Origin of the sequence: Carboxylicivirga agarovorans (assembly GCF_050589845.1) — a bacterium.
Classification (GTDB): domain Bacteria; phylum Bacteroidota; class Bacteroidia; order Bacteroidales; family Marinilabiliaceae; genus Carboxylicivirga; species Carboxylicivirga agarovorans.
On sequence record NZ_JBNGPA010000002.1, the window covers coordinates 329683 to 347812 of the forward strand.

Genomic DNA, 18130 nt, shown 5'->3' on the forward strand with positions numbered 1-18130 from the left:
GAATACATTCGTGGTTAAATAATAAGTTAACAAGGTAGTTACGAATTTGTGTGCTTCGGTTGAATGTGTGTGTGGCTCATTATAGATCTCTCGAACAATTTTCATACTTCCAAAAAAAACAATACGAATGTTTCAAACAGAAATCTCAACGATTGAAAATGATACCTTAAACAGGTCATTTGAAGTTATGCTTAGCCAGTTAAAAAGTAAAATGAAAAGTGTTTATCACGAAAGAAGTGATATTAATGAGCTTGGGAAAAAGAGGGGAATGCCACCGTTTGTTATGCGTGAAATAATGTCAGTTAATCCTTTTACCGCTATTATTCCTAAAGAGTATGGGGGATTAGGAGGAGATGTCAAGGAAAGCATTGCTTTAATGTCGGCTGCATCATATGAGTCGCTTGCACTTTCATTAACTTTTGGCATCAATATGGCTTTGTTTCTTCAGCCAGTTATTAAAGCTGCGCAACCAGAAGCGAAAGCGGCGGTTCTAAAGCGTTTTGTTGAGCAGCAGAATATGGGAGGACTAATGATCACAGAACCTGATTTTGGAAGTGATGCACTTAATATGCGTACATCTTACAACGAAACAGATAGGTTTGCTCATTTAACGGGAAGCAAGCATTGGGCAGGATTAACAGGCTGGGCTGATTATTGGTTGCTCACAGCGCGTAAAGATACGGGAGATGGAAGATTGGCAAGGGATGTTGATTTCTTTATTTGTGATGTTACACAGCAAGATCAGACAATTGTTGTTGAAGAGTTTTTTGAGAATTTAGGTTTGTATCAGATTCCCTATGGAAGAAATAAACTTGATGTACAAATACCAGCTATCCAAAAATTAGTACCTGAAAAATCGGGTGTTAAGTTAATGCTTGATTTATTGCACCGGAGCCGTATGTCATTCCCTGGAATGGCCATGGGTTTTATACAGCGGATGTTGGATGAAGCTATTGAGCATTGTCAAAAGCGGTTTGTAGGTGGTAAAAGTTTATTGAATTACGATCAGGTACAACAACGAATTAGCCAAATTCAATCCTATTTTACCACTGTGTCTGCCTATTGTGTCAATAGTTGTAAGAAGGCCGGTTTAGCCAAAGATCTGTCAATGATAGGAATCGAAGCCAATGCTGTTAAAAGTCTTTCTACCGATATGATGCAGGCTGCTTCTCAAACCTTACTGCAATTGGTCGGTGCTAAAGGATATAAACTGAATCATATTGCTGGCCGTTCAATAGTTGATAGTCGCCCATTTCAAATTTTTGAAGGATCAAACGATATGTTGTATTCTCAAATATCAGAAGGTGTGATAAAGTTGATGAAGAAAGCCAGGCAGACCAACTTATTGGCTTTTTTAAAGTCATTTGAGTTGACCACTAATGCATCAGACCTGGTGAAAGATTTATTTGACTTTGAGCTAAGTTATAACGAGCCTCAGCGTAAACTTGTTGATTTAGGGAAGATCCTGAGTCGTGTTATTTCGCTTGAACATCTTATTGAGCTAGCTAACAAAGACTTTTCAGCCAAGCTTATTGATGGTGCGACTGTACATTTAAGACAGGAAATCCAGGAATTACTTTCTTCATTTAACGCAAAGAACGAAACAAGAGTCATTGAAGATTATCAGGTTGATACAAATTGGTTGCTGTTCACCTGATAGCAATATAAAGTAATGCGTGAATAAGCTTGTCTTAAAGCAAAATGATTCGCGCAAGCTACAGACTGGAAAAGTGCAAGATATATAGCCAATTTAGAGGCTGGTATTGCACTTTTTCTGTCAAATTTCACGAAATCACTTTTAAGGCAGACTTATTTACTCTTTCGCCAAAGGGTTTTTTGAAAGATGATGCCATAATACTTATCTGATGAATCGCTCATAAAGCAATATTCAAAACCTATCTGAATACCTCCGTATGACTTAATATTATAGAATGCATCGATCCAGTGAGAATTATTACTATAGCCCGCATCGTTAAAGTTGCTCGTGGTGCCTGCTCCAAAGTCAAATCTGCCTCCGTAGGTGTAATAAAGACCTGTTACCAAAGCGGCATTCTTCCAGCTTTCAATATCATGGTTATAGGTAAGGTACGGTTGAAAAGAATGCTGTTTTAAGCGAAAGTCATAGCCATATCCCAATCCTATTCCAAAGTATTGCTCATCGAATCGTTGATGAGCCAGACGTAAATTAAAACTATGACGTGCATCCTCAAATGCTGTAAGCCAAAAGCTTGCTTCCAGATCGCTATAACCAATCGTATTAAAAAACTGAACACTCAAAGAATGAATACTTGCAGGTACCTCTTGATAAGTATTAGCAGACTCATACAGATCTTGTTTACTTGTTCCCGATACAAATGTGAAGGCAAAAAGACCCCCAATTAAAAAAATCAACTTTTTCATTTTAATTTTCACAATACGCAACACACACCACTGAAAGTGATGCACTTTTGATTCAACATGTAAATTTGTGTGATTTGGATCTTGAATCAGTTGGTAAACTGAACGCTTATTTCAATAGTTTGATATTGTCTTTATTGATTTCGATAATTCGCTGTTTATATAGAGTTCCAATGGCCTTCTTAAAGTTCTTTTTACTGGTGCCAAAAACCTTGTAAATAACTTCAGCGGGACTTTTGTCAGAAACATTCATCTGGCCTCCCTTTGAATTAAGGATTGATAATATTTCACCAGCCAAACCATCAATTTTTTCATAACCGGGTTTTTCCAGTGTAATATCCAGCTTGTCATCTTCCCTGACTTTTTTAATATACCCCTTGCATTTATCACCAATCTTAATTGGTTTGAATAGTTCATTGTGGTATAACATGCCTGTATGCAAATTATTTACGGCAACTTTATAACCAAGATCAGTTTTGCCTATTACCATCAAATTAACTTCTTCGCCTTCTTCATACTCCGGAAGCAAATTGTCAAGAGCCGAATTAAGCTTTGATGTAGCAACAATCCGACGACTCTCATCATCCAGATAGATGTATACAGCATATTTTTCACCTTCTTTCATCCGTTCGGCTTGCTCACGATAAGGTACCAGCAGGTCCTTCATCAGTCCCCAGTCCAGAAAGGCTCCGGTTTTATTCACGGATATTACTTCAAGATAAGCTAATTCACCAACAGTAGCATAAGGCTCCTCGGTTGTTGCAATTACCCTGTCCTCCGAATCCAGGTATATAAATACCTCTATTTCATCATCCGGTTTAAGGCCTGGCGGGACATAACGTATGGGGAGTAATATTTCTCCAAAATCTTCTCCTCCATCCAGGTAAACCCCAAAATCAACTTCCTTAATAACCTTTAGTGTATTGTACTTGCCTATCATAATGAATAAATGTGACCGCAAAGGTAACTAAAATACATTTAGGAGCTGATATGATTTATAACAGTGGAAATTGTGCTTTTTAATTAAGAACTTAATATACCTAAATGAATTTCCTGACCAATGTGATCTAATAAAAGACTTTTTTGTCTAAAAATAAAGGGTGTTAGATTTCAGTCATTCAGTGTTATAGGGGATTCATAAAGTATCTACACATCTAGAAAGTTGCATATGTAGAAAAATAGATATATGTTTGTACAGTGATTTAGTTGAACGACTAATAATGATGAAAAAACAAACTAAAAATATGAATAGAAAACTTCTTAAACATGGATTAGCAGTCTGCCTGGTATTGGCAGGCCTGCTGACGCACGCTCAGGAAAGTGCGGGTGATGCAGTCTTTTCGTTGGATGAAGCTTTAAACCTGGCTTCAGAGAATAATCGCGAGGTTCAAAAAGCTTTAGCAGATGTGGAAGCGGCAAAAGGTGGTAACCAACAGGCCCTGGCGGCTTTTTTGCCATCGGTTGAACTGTCAAGTGGATACACTACTTCCAATGATCCGTTATATGCTTTTGGTTTTAAGCTTCAGCAACAAAATGTTACGATGGCCGATTTTGATCCGGCTGTGATCAATTCTCCTGGACAAACCAATCAATTTGGTACCCAGGTTATGATAGAGCAGCCTCTTATTAATTTAGATGCATGGGCAGGTAAAGGCGCAGCTAATAATCAGGTAAAAGCTACAGAAAGAAAAACGGAGTATACAATAGAGCAAATCAGCTTCATGGTAAAGCAAACCTATTATGGATTGCAATTGGCTCAAAACAGAGTTCAGGTGATGACAAAAGCTCAGGCTGCCACTGACTCTTATTTAAAAATGGCTGAAGATAATTTGCAACAGGGATATTTAAAAGAAGCAGATGTGATGGCCATAAGAGTCCGTCAATATGAACAGGTAGCGATGGTACAGGAAGCTGAAAACAATGTCAAAAGTATGACAGAAATGCTTAATTTTTTAATGGGACGAGATATTACTTTACCAATACAGGTAAGTGATTCGATCACTCAGGTTGCTTTCTCATTTAATAATGCAACAAGCATTCTAAATCGATCTGATGTTTTGGCTATGCAGCATGGATTAGAAGCACACAAAAAGTTGTCGAAGAGTGACTTGTATAAGTTTGCGCCACGCGTAAATGCTTTTGGAGCATACAATATGTACGATGCTGATTTTGGAGGTTTTGGTGCCGACAGTTACATGGTGGGTGTTAAGCTACAATGGCGCGTTTTTAATGGAGGTAGAAATATTGGTAAGTACAATCAGTCAAAAGCCAGCTATAATAAAGCACAAATAGCATATCAGGATTATCTGGAGAAAGAGAATATGGAACTGTCAAAGGCATCAAGGGCGATAGCTGTGGCCGAAAGCCAGATGGTAACATATAACCTGGCCGCTGAAGAGGCTCTTGAATCGCTGCGTATACGAACCAACCGATATAACCAGGGGATGGAAAAAACATCAGACCTTTTGATGGCAGAAACCAAAGCCGAAGAAAGTCTTCTTAAGAAACTTAATGCCATATACAACTACAACGTAGCTGTTTTTAAATACCAATTACTGGCATCTGAATCGAGCCAGAATTAAATCTAGTCATTCAAAAAAACAAAATACTATACAATGAAAACGTTAAAGTTATCCATAGCCGCTTTGGCATTCGCCTATTTAACGCAATCTTGCGGAGGGTCTTCATCACATACAGAATCTAAACAGGAGGCCGTAAAAGCCAATGTGCAGGTAGTTGAATTAACAACAGTTCCCAAAAAACACCATTATACAGGTACAGTATCATCTGTTAATCAGTCAACCCTTAGTACCCGTATTATGGGGCAGATAAGCCAGGTAATGGTTCATGAAGGCGATGCGGTTAAGAAAGGGCAGTTACTGATGTCTATCCGAAGTAATGATATTCAGGCAAAGCAAAAGCAGGTGGAGGCGAATATTATTCAGGCCAAAGCAGCCAATAAACATGCAAAAGACGATTATCAAAGGATTCAGGCATTGAGGAGTAGCAATAGTGCTACACAAAAGGAGCTGGATGATATTACCGTACATTACGAAATGACCAAAGCTCAACTGGAAGCAGCCTTAAAAGCCAAGGATGAAATTGATGAGCTATTGGCTTATGCTAATATTCGTGCACCATACAGCGGAGTTATCACGCAACGCTTTGTTGATGCTGGCGATATGGCTAATCCGGGTTTGCCTTTACTGGCTATTGAAGCACCCGGATTGTTTGAAGTGATCGCTAAGATTCCTGAATCAGATGTTTACAAAATGGATAAAGGAGATGCTGTTGAGGTCATGATTGATGCTTGCAAGGAACCAATACAGGGTACTGTTGCACGCATTAGTCCGTCAAGCCGCTTCTCTGGTTCACAGTTCGATGCCAGAATCAGTTTAAATCCAGATATGAAGCAAAAAGAGCTTATAAGAAGCGGTGTTTTTGCACATGTCAACCACTTGAAAGGTGAAGAAAAGAAGATTCTGGTCGCCTCTTCATCCATTGTTGAAAGGGGCCAGCTTAAAGGATTATGGACAGTAAGCACATCAAACCAGGCCTTGCTCCGATGGGTTCGCCTGGGTGCTGCATATGGAGATAAAACAGAAGTGCTGTCCGGACTTAATGAAGGCAACCAAATAGTGGTATCTGCTGAAGGACGCTTGTATGATGGCGCTCCATTGCAATTAAACTAATGTTCCCAAAATTAAAATCTTAGAATTATGAAAACAGGATTTGCCGGGACATTAGCCCGGATGTTTATAAAATCAAAGCTTACACCATTATTAATGATCGCTTTTATGATCATCGGGGTGTATAGCTCATATCTGACTCCACGGGAAGAAGAGCCCCAGATTGATGTTCCTATAGCTGATATTTTTATCGGGTATCCCGGAGCGAGCCCTAAAGAAGTAGAATCGAAGATTGTTACACCTATCGAGAAAGTTATCTCAAATGTAAAAGGAGTTGAATATGTTTACTCGCAGTCCTTAAATGAACAGGCCATGCTTATTGTTCAGTTTTATGTGGGAGAAGACATCGAGCGAAGTCTCGTTAAGCTTTACAACGAGATAATGAAGAATATGGATCAGATGCCGGCAGGTGTTACCTTACCCCTGGTGAAAACGCGATCTATAGATGATGTGCCGGTAATGGGACTTACCCTATGGAGTGAACATTACGATGATTACCAGTTGAAAAGGGTTGCCCAGGAACTGACTTCTGAAATTGAAAAGATAACAGATGTATCTGAAACCAAAGTGATTGGTGGACGAAACAGGGAGATACAGGTCGTGTTGGAGCGTGATAAAATGGCTGCATTCAATGTTGACCCACTGTTGATTACCCAGCAGTTACAAGCTGCCAATCAACAGGTTTCCGCAGGTAGCTTCAATCAAAACAATACGGAGTATTCGGTGCAAACAGGTAAGTTTTTTGAGCATGTTGATGAGGTCGCTAATTTGGTGATAGGTGTACATCAGCAGTCGCCTGTGTATTTGCACCAGGTGGCTCAGGTCGAAGATGGCCCTGAATTACCAAGTTCATATGTGGCTTTCGGTTATGGAACTGCCAGTGAAAACAAAGAAGTGTATCATAGTGAATATCCTGCTGTTACAATTTCGGTTGCTAAACGCCGGGGGGCAGATGCCATGCGATTAGCTGAGCAAATCACTGAAAAAATAGATGTGCTGCGCGAAGAATTAATACCTGCAGATATTCAGGTTGAGGTAACAAGAAATTATGGAGAAACTGCATCTGATAAAGTAGGAGAGCTGCTAATGCACTTGTTGGGTGCCATTGTAGCGGTTACCTTTGTAGTGATGCTTGCCATGGGATGGCGAGGTGGACTGGTGGTATTTATTTCGGTGCCTATCACCTTTGCGCTAACCATGTTCAGTTATTATTTCCTTGATTATACCCTGAACCGTATTACCTTATTTGCTTTGGTATTTGTGACCGGTATTGTGGTTGATGATTCCATTATCATTGCCGAGAACATGCACCGCCACTTCAAAATGAAACAGTTACCCTTCTGGCAGGCGGCATTGCGCTCCATCGATGAGGTTGGTAACCCAACTATCCTTGCGACTTTTACTGTAATTGCGGCGGTAATACCTATGGTATTTGTTTCTGGTATGATGGGGCCGTATATGAGCCCGATGCCCATTGGTGCATCTATTGCAATGATCTTTTCATTGCTGGTAGCACTAATGATCACACCATGGTTGGCGTATCGTTTGTTAAAGCATGATGATGGAGGTGATAAGGATAAAGATTACTCACTTGAAAAGACCTTAATTTACAGGTTGTACGATAAAACAATGCGTCCAATGATCGAAAACTCCTTTAAAAGGTGGGTATTTATCATTGGAGTAACTGTCCTTTTATTCGGATCGGCCAGTCTGTTCCTGTTTAAGGTAGTAACCGTTAAGATTCTGCCTTTTGACAATAAAAATGAATTCCAGGTGGTGATTGATATGCCCGAGGGAACGACTTTGGAAGAAACAGCCAATGTTACCAAGGAGTTGGCCGCCTACCTGAAGGGGCATGAGCTGGTAACCAATTACCAGACTTATGTGGGCACTTCAGCTCCGATCAATTTTAACGGCCTGGTTCGTCACTATGATCTGCGACGAGGGGCTAACGTGGCGGACATACAGGTTAACCTGGTTTCTAAAAAAGAACGCGATCTGCAATCACATGATATTGCCAAGGAATTGCGACCCGGATTACAGGCTATAGGAGAGCGCTTCAATGCCAACGTGAAAGTGGTTGAGGTGCCACCCGGACCTCCGGTAATGTCTACCCTGGTGGCTGAAATTTACGGACCAGACTACGAATCACAACGAGATGTGGCATTGCAAGTGAAAAATATTTTTGCTGACACAGAGAGTGTGGTCGACGTAGATTGGATGATGGAAGATGATCAGGTCGAATATCACTTTGATGTTGATAAAGAAAAAGCCATGTTGGCTGGTGTTGCTCCTCAGCAAATTATTCAGGCTTTGAATATGGCCCTGCGTGGAGCGCAGGTATCTCAGCTTTATGCTGAAAAAGACCATCAGCAGGTAGGTATAAAACTACGTTTACTAGAGAGTGAGCGTGCAAGTATTGATGATCTGAAAATGGTAAGCATCAAGTCTCAGCAGGGCAACATGGTCGTGGTTGGAGATCTGGTTAATATCTCTGAGGAAACAAGGGAGAAGAGCATTTTTAGAAAGAATCAAAAGCAGGTGGTTTATGTAACTGCCGATGTTGCAGGTAAACTTGAAAGTCCTGTTTACGCGATACTTGATATGAGTGAGCGAATGGGTGAAATACAATTGCCCGAGGGGTATAGTATCGAGGAGTTTTATAATGGGCAGCCCTTTGTTGAGAATAATTTCGGACTTAAATGGGATGGCGAATGGCAAATTACCTATGAGGTGTTCCGTGATTTAGGAACCGCTTTTGCTGTTGTACTGGTTATCATCTACATGCTAATTGTAGGATGGTTTCAAAACCTTAAAGTACCGTTCGTAATGATGGTGGCTATACCATTGTCACTGGTGGGCATTGTCTTGGGACACTGGATGCTCAATGCCTTTTTTACCGCAACTTCAATGATCGGTATGATTGCACTGGCCGGTATAATGGTTCGAAATTCCATATTGCTCATCGACTTTGTGAATATCCGACTCAATGAGGGAGTGGCTTTACGAGAGGCTGTGATTGAAGCAGGGGCTGTCAGGACAACGCCAATTCTTTTAACTGCTGGTACAGTTGTTATTGGTGCTGTTGTTATCCTCTTCGATCCAATTTTCCAGGGACTTGCAATTTCACTAATGGGCGGAACCATTGCTTCTACCGTCTTAACCTTGCTGATAGTGCCTCTTATTTATTATATGACCGAGCGCAAGAAGTTTGAAGGGGATGATAGTGAAGGAAAAACCGATGATTCAACCAATCATCAGGAAATGCTTGAAGAAGTGATAGAAAATAAAAATTAATAAAGCATAGTTCACCATGCATGGTGCCGGTAATAACGGCGCCAGTGCAGTGAGCATTGTATCATCTACTGAAGATATGAAACTATTAATAGCCATTACAGTGGCAGAATACAGAGAGCGTTTGCAGGAGTTTTTTAGTGAACACCAGGTTTCCTATTATAATGAAATAGAAATGAAAGGCATGCGTAAGCTTGAACAGCAGCATCGCCTGGGTAATTGGTTTGGCCAACGAACGATGGGGGTTGATAACATCGCTTTTATCTCATTCGTAGGTGATGAACAGGCCAGTAGTTTACAGGAAAAACTATTGCAGTGTAAAGCTGAAATGCCTCAATGCAATATCAATGCCTATGTCATTAATGTTGAGTCAGGGGTATAAACAATCAAAAGAGAAGTAATTAATAATATAAATAGCTGAAAATATGCAGGAAAGAATAGTAAGAGCAGTGGCCGGAACATTTGTGTTGATCAGTGTTTTGCTGGCAATTTATGTCAATATTAACTGGCTTTTTCTGGCCGGATTTGTAGGGGTGAACCTTATACAGTCTTCCATAACTAAGTGGTGTTTGATGACAGATATACTGACTAAGTTAGGCGTACCGAAATAGTTAGAGTTCAGTTGCTCGTTGCGATTGGGCAAATGTTTTCTATATTTTTTGTTTGTGAATGATAAAGGCTCTGATCTCGTTAGATCGGAGCCTTTAATCTAGATGTTGATAAATTGTAGCTACCTGGTCCGGACAAGAGCGACTTATTTTACCTGCGAATATGATCTCTTAGGTCATAAATAAAACGTCTTTATACGGACTTCAGTTTTATTATTAGCATGGCTAATCCAACTTGAAAAAATCGATCAATTCCTTTAATTGAGTCGCCTGTGAATTGAGTTCTTCAGCATTACCTGCTATTTCTTCACTGCTTGAGGCATTTAACTGGGTAGTGTGATTAAGCTGCTGTATGGCAGCGTTAATTTGTCTGACGGCGTCTTTTTGCTCTCTTGTTGCTGACGAAATTTCCTTCATCAGGTTATTAGAATTATCGATTGATGGTAACATTTTATTGAGTAACTCGCTTGAGTTCTCTGATAAAGCATTACTCTCATGGGCTGCTTTTACAATCTCTGCGGCTGTATCCTGACTTCTTTCAGCCAGTTTTCGCACCTCACCTGCTACCACTGCAAATCCTCTTCCGTGTTCACCCGCCCGGGCAGCTTCAACAGATGCGTTAAGGGCCAGTATGTTTGTTTGCATGGCTATTTCTTCGATCATCGATATTTTATCAGTGATAAGCTTATTGGCTTGCTTGGCTTTCTCCGATTCAACAGCCGTGATTTTAATTCCCTCCAAAGCATCATTTGAATGGACTTCACTGGTATCGGCATTGGCATTGTTTTGCTCAATATTCGCCACCATTTCTTCCATTGTTGTTGATACCTCTTCTATAGATGCTGCTTGCTCACTTGCTCCCTGCGTTAATTCCTGCGAACTGATATTAAGCTGTTCACTGGCATGATTGAGCTGTTCTGCTCCTGTACTGATCTCACTTACAACTTCGCGCAGTTTTAAATTCATTTGTTTAAGTGCGGCCATTAAGCGGCTTATTTCGTCTTTTCCGCTTGTTGTATAAGAGTGGTGTAACTCTCCTTTGGCCAATGCTTCGGCCAGCTGTACCCCGTTTTTAACAGGTTTTATAATGCTTTGTGCAATGACTCTGGATGTAATTATTCCAATAAGTATGGCTATTATCAGTAATGTCGTACTCCAAAAAGCAGCCGCTCTTATAATTCGGATTTCTTCCCTGGTTATTTGTTCAATAACTTCTTTGCTAAGCTTTGCAACGGCGGCACCTGAGGCTTGCATGGCCTTCATTTGATTGCCTTGTTCAATGTTTTCATTGACAAATAATTCAAAGGCATCATGGTATTCTTTATAGCCATCTTTAACTTGAGCAATCGAGGCAGTTGTTTTTGTGTTATAGCTGGTGCTTGCTTTATCAAGAATCTTATAAAGCTTCTCGATCTTTGAGTCTACTTTTCGAAGTGACTGTTTATTGATATCGCCGTTCTGATCAATGGGCGCTGATACAAATTCCCAGGCGGCAAGTCTTATCTGGCTGTGCGCATAAAAAATGTCTTTCGATAATTTGTGGTGTTGATTGATCTGTCTGTCATAGGAGATCAAGGCACCAACTTTACCACCTATTTTGGCCCAATTGCTTTTGGTGGTGTTCTTGTCGTTTTCAACATCAACATAGGCACGTAAACCTGCGGCGTAATCAGATATTGCCGTTATGAGTGAATCGGTCTTTTGCTTATTGAATGAACTTAAGCTATCAGCTGAATTTACTTCTTTCAGTGCGTCCGAAAGACCTGATAAAGCAATGTCTACTTTTGCATTATCATTGAATTTCATGTAATAAAGAACAGCTATCCTTGCATTTAAAAGATTGTCCTGCCCCTGTTTTAAATGATTGGCGACTTCAACTATGTTCTGTGTGTTGTTGATCCCGGTTCGTCCAATAAAACCAACTAGGGCAACACAGGCAACCATTGTTGAAAATCCTGCAATCAACCTGATTCTAATTGACGTATTTCTCACGAAATTTATTTTCATTCCTTGTGTTTCTGATGAGGTTATTGCTCACAAAAATAATGTTCTGAAATGACTTGTTACGAATGACCAATAATGCTAAGTGTCATTAGTTGAGGTGTATATGTAATTTGGGTGTATGAAATGCCTAAATATTTACATGAAGCTGTGAAAATTATTGACGAAATTTATCCGCAATTAAATACTCAAATAGCTTCATTTATGCTGCTTAAATATTGAATATATTAGCTAATTGTCAGATAACCAAAGGTAAATGCTTTTGCACAACAAAATGTGGTAATTGCTTAAAAACAACCCGGGTTTACCATAAATCTATCGTTTTAGTGCTCTTGCCGGAGTTTTTTGCACACCTTTATACAGGTGTATAGCTACCGAATGTGTTTGGACTTTCATGATCGGTATTTCACTACTTATCATTTTAACTTTTCACAGAATTATATGAAAAGAACTTAGCCTGGTAATAGCGGTTATTGCAGCGGATGATCCTTTCATGAGAAGTATAGACCAGAGTGTTAAAATTAGGTCCTTATCCATATTTTTTTTGCAATCTGTAAAAAAACAAATACATTTGCCTCGAATCAAAAGTGTAAAAAAGACACTAAGTAGTATGAGGCAGATTTCTCCATATATTTCAGTAGACTGTGTATTATTTGGTTATAATGGTACAGAACTTGAAGTTTTAATTGTTGATAGGACACTTACTGATGAAAAGAGTGGTGAACAGTTGATCAATGACAGGACATTGACTGGTAATCATGTTTACGAAGATGAAACCATTGAAGATGCGGCTTACAGGGTTTTAAATGAGTTAACAGGTCTGGATAATATCTTTCTGGAGCAGTTTAAAACATTTGCACATCCCGATCGACTAAAGAAACCTAACGACCAGCTGTGGTTAAAAAGAACTGAACGTGATCCGCATGCCCGAATCGTCACTATTGGATTCTATTCCCTTGTGGCCACCGATAAGGTGAAGCTGATCTGGAAAGGGCGGAACGTTAGGTGGGTGCCGGTGAAAGAGGTTGGTGACCTGGCGTTTGATCATAACCAGATATTGGAAGAGGCATTGAATACACTGCGCCTTCGAATTAAGTATGAGCCTATAACATTTGAGCTCTTGCCCGAGAAATTTACCCTTACACAACTTCAAAATGTATACGAAGCCATTTGGGGCATTGAGCTGGATAAGCGCAATTTTCGCAAGAAAATAGCCCGTATGAAATACCTGATTCCTTTAGATGAAAAACAAACGGGCGTGGCGCATAAACCAGCCAGACTTTACGTCTTCAGTCGTGAGGTTTATACAAAAACGAAAAGAGAGTTATTCGACTTTACTATTTAAATCGATACAATGAATAAGGATCATAAGATATCAATTCGCGAAAAAATAGGTTATGCACTTGGCGATGGAGCCGCAAATATAGCCTGGCGCGGCGTTGCCACATTTTTGTTAATTTTTTATACTGATGTGTTTGGTATTGCGCCGGCTGTTGCTGGTGTTTTATTGTTGGTTGCCCGTTCCAGTGACGGTATAAGCGATGTGGTAATGGGAGTAATAGGTGACCGTACCAAGTCTAAATATGGTAATTTCAGGCCATGGATATTATGGACCGCTATTCCATTGGCGGCTATTTTGTCAATGCTCTTTACTACCCCAGATTTAGGACCAACCGGGAAAATTATATATGCCTATGTGACTTATATTCTTTTTACATTAATCTATACTGCCAATAATATCCCATACGGGGCTCTGATGGCTGTTATGACAGGCGATGATAAAGAACGTACTAGTTTAGGTTCATTTAGAATGGTAGGAGCTTTTGCTGGTGGAATGCTGGTTCAGGGTGCATTATTGTATCTGGTTATGTTTTTTGGTAATGTTGAGCCACAAATTAATATTTCTCAACAGGCTGAAGATAAATATCTGGTAAGTGTTTCATCACCATACAATGTTCCTAATGCCAATATTAAAACAGAGCATGGTATTGCCACATTTGTTTGGCATGAGGCAAAAGACAATGATGAGCCGACGAAAGGAAAGAGCTTTTCCATGCAATCCGATGAAACATATTCGTTTATAGTTGAAGGAGAGCCTGAATTACTAGAGGAGCAAATTTTGGTGATAGATCAGAAGAAAGGGTATAGTCATTCAATTTACCTCTTATCGGTTTTTCTTGCCGGATTTATGATTATTACTTTTTTAACAACCAAAGAACGCATTAAGCCATCGGTTCAGCAAAAAAATAATTTGTTGAAAGACCTAAAAGATTTGGTCAAAAACAAGCCATGGCTTGTTCTATTAGTCGTTGGATTATTGTTTAATATCTACAATGCCACCAAACAAGGAATAACAGTTATTTACTTTAAACATTATTTGCACAATGAATTATTGGCAGCATCGTATCTGGTTGGTTTAATGGTTATTTCCATTTTAGGTGCAATGGCCACTGCACCATTGGCTCGTTCTTTGGGAAAGCGAAACCTATTTATATATGCACTGATTTTTTCAGGGGCGGTGAATGCCTTACTTGTATTTTGTGGTCCGCAAAGTACCCTTGCCATATTTGCGTTAGGGATAACATCCGAATTTGCTGCAGCTATTTTTCCAACATTATTTTTTGCCATGTTGGGTGATGCGGCTGATTATTCAGAGTGGAAGAATGGCAGACGAGCAACAGGACTTGTATATTCTGCAGGTTCATTTGCAACCAAGTTTGGAGGTGGTATTGCAGGGGCAATAATAGGTTTTGTATTGGCCATGTTTAAATACAATGGGCAGGATGCAGTTGCAATTCAAGGTGCTGTTCCCGGCATTATTATGCTGATGAGTTGGATTCCAGCAATAGTTGCTGTGCTTGCAGCTGGTATAATGTTATTGTATCCCCTTACCCAATCAAAGATGACAATAATAACTAATGAACTAAACGAAAAACGAAATAACGAACTTGCTTTAGAGCGACAGGGATAATTTATTGAGTTATGAAGTACGGATATTTTGATGATGAAAGAAGAGAGTATGTAATCACCAACCCACAAACACCGTGGCCTTGGATTAACTACTTAGGAAACGAAGACTTTTTTGGGCTTGTATCAAACACAGCAGGTGGATATGCATTTTACAAGGATGCTAAGTTTCGCCGGTTAACGCGCTACCGATACAATAACGTGCCGATGGATAATGGCGGACGTTATTTCTATATTAAAGATGAAGATACCATATGGTCGCCGGGATGGAAACCTTGTAAAACAGAATTGGATAAATACGAGTGCCGCCACGGTATGAGCTATACGCAAATTACTGGCGCGAAAAATGGTATTGAAGCCGAAACACTATTCTTTATTCCGTTAAAAACATGGGCTGAAGTTCAAAAAGTTAAACTGACGAACACCACATCAGAGCTTAAGAAGATAAAACTGTTCTCTTTCATGGAATGGTGTCTCTGGAATGCCGAGGATGATCAGAATAACCTGCAGCGTAACCTGTCAACAGGTGAGGTGGAAGTAAAAGGATCAACCATCTACCATAAGACAGAATATAAAGAGCGTCGCAATCATTATGCTTTTTACAATGTAAACGCACCTATTGATGGTTACGATACCGACCGTGAATCATTTGTTGGTTTATACAATGAGTTTGCTGCACCCCAGGCTGTTTTAAACGGACAGCCCGGTAATTCAGAAGCTCACGGCTGGTCACCCATTGCCTCGCATTATATTGAGGTGGAGTTACAACCTGGTGAATCAAAGGATTATATTTTTACCCTTGGGTATATTGAGAACCCTGAAGATGAGAAGTGGGAATCGAAGAACGTGATCAACAAGAAGCCTGCAGAAGAAGTAATGGAACGCTTCAACACCGTTGAAAAAGTTGAGGTGGCATTGGATGATTTGCGACAGTATTGGGATAACCTTCTGGGTAAGTTTGTATTGGAAAGTGATGACGATAAACTTAACCGCATGGTTAATATCTGGAACCAGTACCAGTGCATGGTAACCTTCAATATGTCACGTTCGGCATCTTTCTTTGAGGTGGGAATTGGCCGTGGCATGGGCTTCCGTGATTCAAACCAGGATCTGATAGGTTTTGTACACCAGATTCCCGAACGTGCGCGTGAGCGTATTATCGATATTGCATCAACCCAGTTCCCCGACGGTGGTTGTTATCACCAGTATCAACCTTTAACAAAACGAGGCAACGATGCCATTGGCGGTGGTTTTAACGATGATCCAATGTGGTTAATACTGGGTGTTGTCAGTTATATTAAAGAGTCAGGCGATTTTTCAATTTTAGATGAAATGGTGCCCTTTGATAATGATATGAGCATTGCCAAAACGCTGTATGATCACCTGACGATCTCTTTTGATCATGTGGTAAATAATCTGGGGCCAAATGGTTTGCCATTGATTGGCCGTGCCGACTGGAACGATTGTCTGAACCTGAATTGTTTTTCTACCAATCCCAATGAGTCATTCCAAACTACAGAAAACAATACTGAAGGCTCAAAAGCTGAATCGGTCATGATTGCTGGGCTGTTTGTCGTGTATGGAAAAGAATATGTGAAATTGAGCAAGCGTATCGGCAAAGATGCTGAAGCTGAGCGTGCACAGGCAGAGGTTGATAAAATGATAGCCGCAGTTAAAGAAAAAGGCTGGGATGGTGAATGGTTCCTGCGTGCCTACGATTTCTATGGTAACAAGGTAGGAAGTGATGAGAATGAAGAAGGGAAGATATTTATTGAATCGCAGGGATGGTGCACCATGGCCGGAATTGGAAAAGAGGATGGCCTGTGCGAAAAAGCATTGGATTCGGTTAAAGAACGCCTTGATTGTGATTATGGTATCGTGTTGAATAACCCGGCCTTTACAAAGTATGTGATTGAATACGGTGAAATTTCAACTTACCCGAAAGGTTACAAAGAAAACGCCGGTATCTTCTGCCATAATAATCCATGGATCATGATTGGTGAAACCGAAATCGGACGCGGAGAAAAGGCATGGGAATATTACAAGAAGATTTGTCCTGCCTACTTAGAGGATATCAGTGAATTGCATAAGACTGAACCGTATGTATATGCACAAATGATAGCGGGTAAAGATGCCTATAAACCCGGTGAGGCTAAAAATTCCTGGTTAACAGGTACTGCTGCCTGGAATTATTATGCCATTACACAATATATACTGGGTGTTCAGCCTGATTATGACGGTTTAAAAATTGAACCTTGTGTGCCGGCTGACTGGAAAGGCTTTACGGTTAAACGTTTATTCAGGGGTGTTGAATATGATATCACCGTTAAGAATCCTGATGGCGTAAGTAAGGGTGTTGCCACTATTGAAGTGAATGGAGAAAAAATTGAAGGAAATGTGATCCCATTATTAAATGATGGTTCACATAAAGTCGTTGTTACAATGGGTTAATATGATTGCCGGGCACTCTTTTCATGGGGTGTCTGGCAATTTTTGACTGCAATACTTGATAAAGTAAGATAAAATCGTATAACTTTAATGTGTTAATGCTATAAGTGATGACTTCTGATAAAATACTTGTAAAAAGGCTAAGTAAGGGAGACGTAAAGGCTTTTGATAAGCTCTTTGAGTTGTATAGCTCCAGATTGTACGCCTTTGCACTTAAGTATTTGAAATCAGATGTTGATGCCGAGGGGCTTGTGCAGGAAGTATTTATTAAGATATGGAAAAAGCACCAGGAGCTTGATTCAAATAAATCCTTTAAGTCTTATTTGTTTACCATTGCCTTTAATCACATCAAGAAACAGTTTGAAAAAAGGCAGTTGATCTATGGCATGGTGGATGTTTTAGCCCCTGATTTAGCCGATAACTCTACAGAGAAGGGTATTGTTTATCGCTCGGTTTTACACCAGATTATCGATTTACTGAATGAATTACCTGAGAAGAAACGTAAGATATTTGAGATGAGTCGGTTTGAAGGTTTGCCATCAAAAGAGATTGCACATCGCATTGGCCTCGCCCCAAAAACGATCGATAACCAGATCTCAGAAGTTATACATTATTTAAAAGAACGAGTTGATATCAGTGATATTGCTGTTGCATTATTACTATTTTTAATAATGTAAAGGGCAGTTAGTCATATAGATATAAATTAATTTAAAAAAATCTCCTTTT

The 18130-nt window shown here is 39.9% G+C and carries 13 protein-coding genes; 10 read left to right on the plus strand and 3 right to left on the minus strand.

What is annotated here, in order from left to right; all coding sequences use genetic code 11:
- The first annotated feature begins 127 nt into the window (after positions 1-127).
- Positions 128-1657 (plus strand): acyl-CoA dehydrogenase family protein, encoded by a 1530-nt coding sequence (locus ACRD69_RS03490; RefSeq protein WP_430813673.1) that lies wholly within the window; start codon positions 128-130, stop codon positions 1655-1657.
- A 152-nt stretch (positions 1658-1809) separates the two neighbouring features.
- Here the strand turns inward: ACRD69_RS03490 and ACRD69_RS03495 are convergent, their stop codons facing one another.
- Positions 1810-2400 carry a hypothetical protein gene (locus ACRD69_RS03495; protein WP_430813674.1) on the minus strand — a complete coding sequence of 197 codons (591 nt, stop codon included), beginning with the start codon at positions 2398-2400 and terminating at the stop codon, positions 1810-1812.
- A gap of 106 nt (positions 2401-2506) precedes the next feature.
- A complete protein-coding gene (locus ACRD69_RS03500; RefSeq protein WP_430813675.1) occupies positions 2507-3337 on the minus strand; it encodes a CvfB family protein in 831 nt (276 codons plus the stop codon).
- Between the two features lie 304 nt (positions 3338-3641).
- Between ACRD69_RS03500 and ACRD69_RS03505 the strand changes: the two genes are divergently transcribed.
- From ACRD69_RS03505 to ACRD69_RS03525, 5 genes are read left to right on the plus strand one after another with little or no spacing between them, the layout of a single operon-like run.
- The gene (locus ACRD69_RS03505; RefSeq protein ID WP_430813676.1) at positions 3642-4979 is read left to right on the plus strand and encodes a TolC family protein; all 1338 of its coding nucleotides are present in this window, start codon (positions 3642-3644) and stop codon (positions 4977-4979) included.
- Positions 4980-5012: 33 nt separating this feature from the next.
- Positions 5013-6089 carry an efflux RND transporter periplasmic adaptor subunit gene (locus ACRD69_RS03510; protein ID WP_430813677.1) on the plus strand — a complete coding sequence of 359 codons (1077 nt, stop codon included), beginning with the start codon at positions 5013-5015 and terminating at the stop codon, positions 6087-6089.
- Between the two features lie 27 nt (positions 6090-6116).
- Positions 6117-9383: an efflux RND transporter permease subunit gene (locus tag ACRD69_RS03515; RefSeq protein ID WP_430813678.1), complete on the plus strand. Its 3267-nt coding sequence runs from the start codon at positions 6117-6119 to the stop codon at positions 9381-9383.
- A gap of 16 nt (positions 9384-9399) precedes the next feature.
- Positions 9400-9762 carry a hypothetical protein gene (locus ACRD69_RS03520; RefSeq protein WP_430813679.1) on the plus strand — a complete coding sequence of 121 codons (363 nt, stop codon included), beginning with the start codon at positions 9400-9402 and terminating at the stop codon, positions 9760-9762.
- Between the two features lie 43 nt (positions 9763-9805).
- Entirely contained in the window at positions 9806-9991 is a 186-nt protein-coding gene (locus ACRD69_RS03525; RefSeq protein ID WP_430813680.1) for a YgaP family membrane protein, read from the plus strand.
- 222 nt (positions 9992-10213) lie between these two features.
- Here ACRD69_RS03525 and ACRD69_RS03530 read toward each other — a convergent pair whose 3' ends face one another.
- Entirely contained in the window at positions 10214-11995 is a 1782-nt protein-coding gene (locus ACRD69_RS03530; protein ID WP_430813681.1) for a methyl-accepting chemotaxis protein, read from the minus strand.
- Between the two features lie 604 nt (positions 11996-12599).
- On the opposite strand from ACRD69_RS03530, the gene ACRD69_RS03535 reads away from it, so the two are divergent.
- The 4 genes from ACRD69_RS03535 to ACRD69_RS03550 all read left to right on the plus strand — a co-directional run bounded on the left by ACRD69_RS03535 (position 12600) and on the right by ACRD69_RS03550 (position 18081).
- Positions 12600-13334: an NUDIX hydrolase gene (locus tag ACRD69_RS03535; protein ID WP_430813682.1), complete on the plus strand. Its 735-nt coding sequence runs from the start codon at positions 12600-12602 to the stop codon at positions 13332-13334.
- A 9-nt stretch (positions 13335-13343) separates the two neighbouring features.
- Positions 13344-14960 carry an MFS transporter gene (locus tag ACRD69_RS03540; protein ID WP_430813683.1) on the plus strand — a complete coding sequence of 539 codons (1617 nt, stop codon included), beginning with the start codon at positions 13344-13346 and terminating at the stop codon, positions 14958-14960.
- Between the two features lie 11 nt (positions 14961-14971).
- Entirely contained in the window at positions 14972-17407 is a 2436-nt protein-coding gene (locus ACRD69_RS03545) for a glycoside hydrolase family 94 protein (RefSeq protein WP_430813684.1), read from the plus strand.
- Between the two features lie 107 nt (positions 17408-17514).
- Complete coding sequence (locus ACRD69_RS03550) at positions 17515-18081, plus strand: RNA polymerase sigma factor (protein ID WP_430813685.1); 567 nt, start codon at positions 17515-17517, stop codon at positions 18079-18081.
- Positions 18082-18130 lie beyond the last annotated feature (49 nt).

Excerpts from the sequence above, each read along its gene's own strand:
- ACRD69_RS03490 (WP_430813673.1), top strand. The coding sequence starts at position 128 with ATGTTTCAAACAGAAATCTCAACGATTGAAAATGATACCTTAAACAGG.
- ACRD69_RS03495 (WP_430813674.1), bottom strand. The coding sequence starts at position 2,400 with ATGAAAAAGTTGATTTTTTTAATTGGGGGTCTTTTTGCCTTCACATTT.
- ACRD69_RS03520 (WP_430813679.1), top strand. The coding sequence starts at position 9,400 with ATGCATGGTGCCGGTAATAACGGCGCCAGTGCAGTGAGCATTGTATCA.
- ACRD69_RS03500 (WP_430813675.1), bottom strand. The coding sequence starts at position 3,337 with ATGATAGGCAAGTACAATACACTAAAGGTTATTAAGGAAGTTGATTTT.
- ACRD69_RS03550 (WP_430813685.1), top strand. The coding sequence starts at position 17,515 with ATGACTTCTGATAAAATACTTGTAAAAAGGCTAAGTAAGGGAGACGTA.
- ACRD69_RS03540 (WP_430813683.1), top strand. The coding sequence starts at position 13,344 with ATGAATAAGGATCATAAGATATCAATTCGCGAAAAAATAGGTTATGCA.
- ACRD69_RS03505 (WP_430813676.1), top strand. The coding sequence starts at position 3,642 with ATGAATAGAAAACTTCTTAAACATGGATTAGCAGTCTGCCTGGTATTG.
- ACRD69_RS03515 (WP_430813678.1), top strand. The coding sequence starts at position 6,117 with ATGAAAACAGGATTTGCCGGGACATTAGCCCGGATGTTTATAAAATCA.
- ACRD69_RS03510 (WP_430813677.1), top strand. The coding sequence starts at position 5,013 with ATGAAAACGTTAAAGTTATCCATAGCCGCTTTGGCATTCGCCTATTTA.
- ACRD69_RS03530 (WP_430813681.1), bottom strand. The coding sequence starts at position 11,995 with ATGAAAATAAATTTCGTGAGAAATACGTCAATTAGAATCAGGTTGATT.
- ACRD69_RS03535 (WP_430813682.1), top strand. The coding sequence starts at position 12,600 with ATGAGGCAGATTTCTCCATATATTTCAGTAGACTGTGTATTATTTGGT.
- ACRD69_RS03545 (WP_430813684.1), top strand. The coding sequence starts at position 14,972 with ATGAAGTACGGATATTTTGATGATGAAAGAAGAGAGTATGTAATCACC.
- ACRD69_RS03525 (WP_430813680.1), top strand. The coding sequence starts at position 9,806 with ATGCAGGAAAGAATAGTAAGAGCAGTGGCCGGAACATTTGTGTTGATC.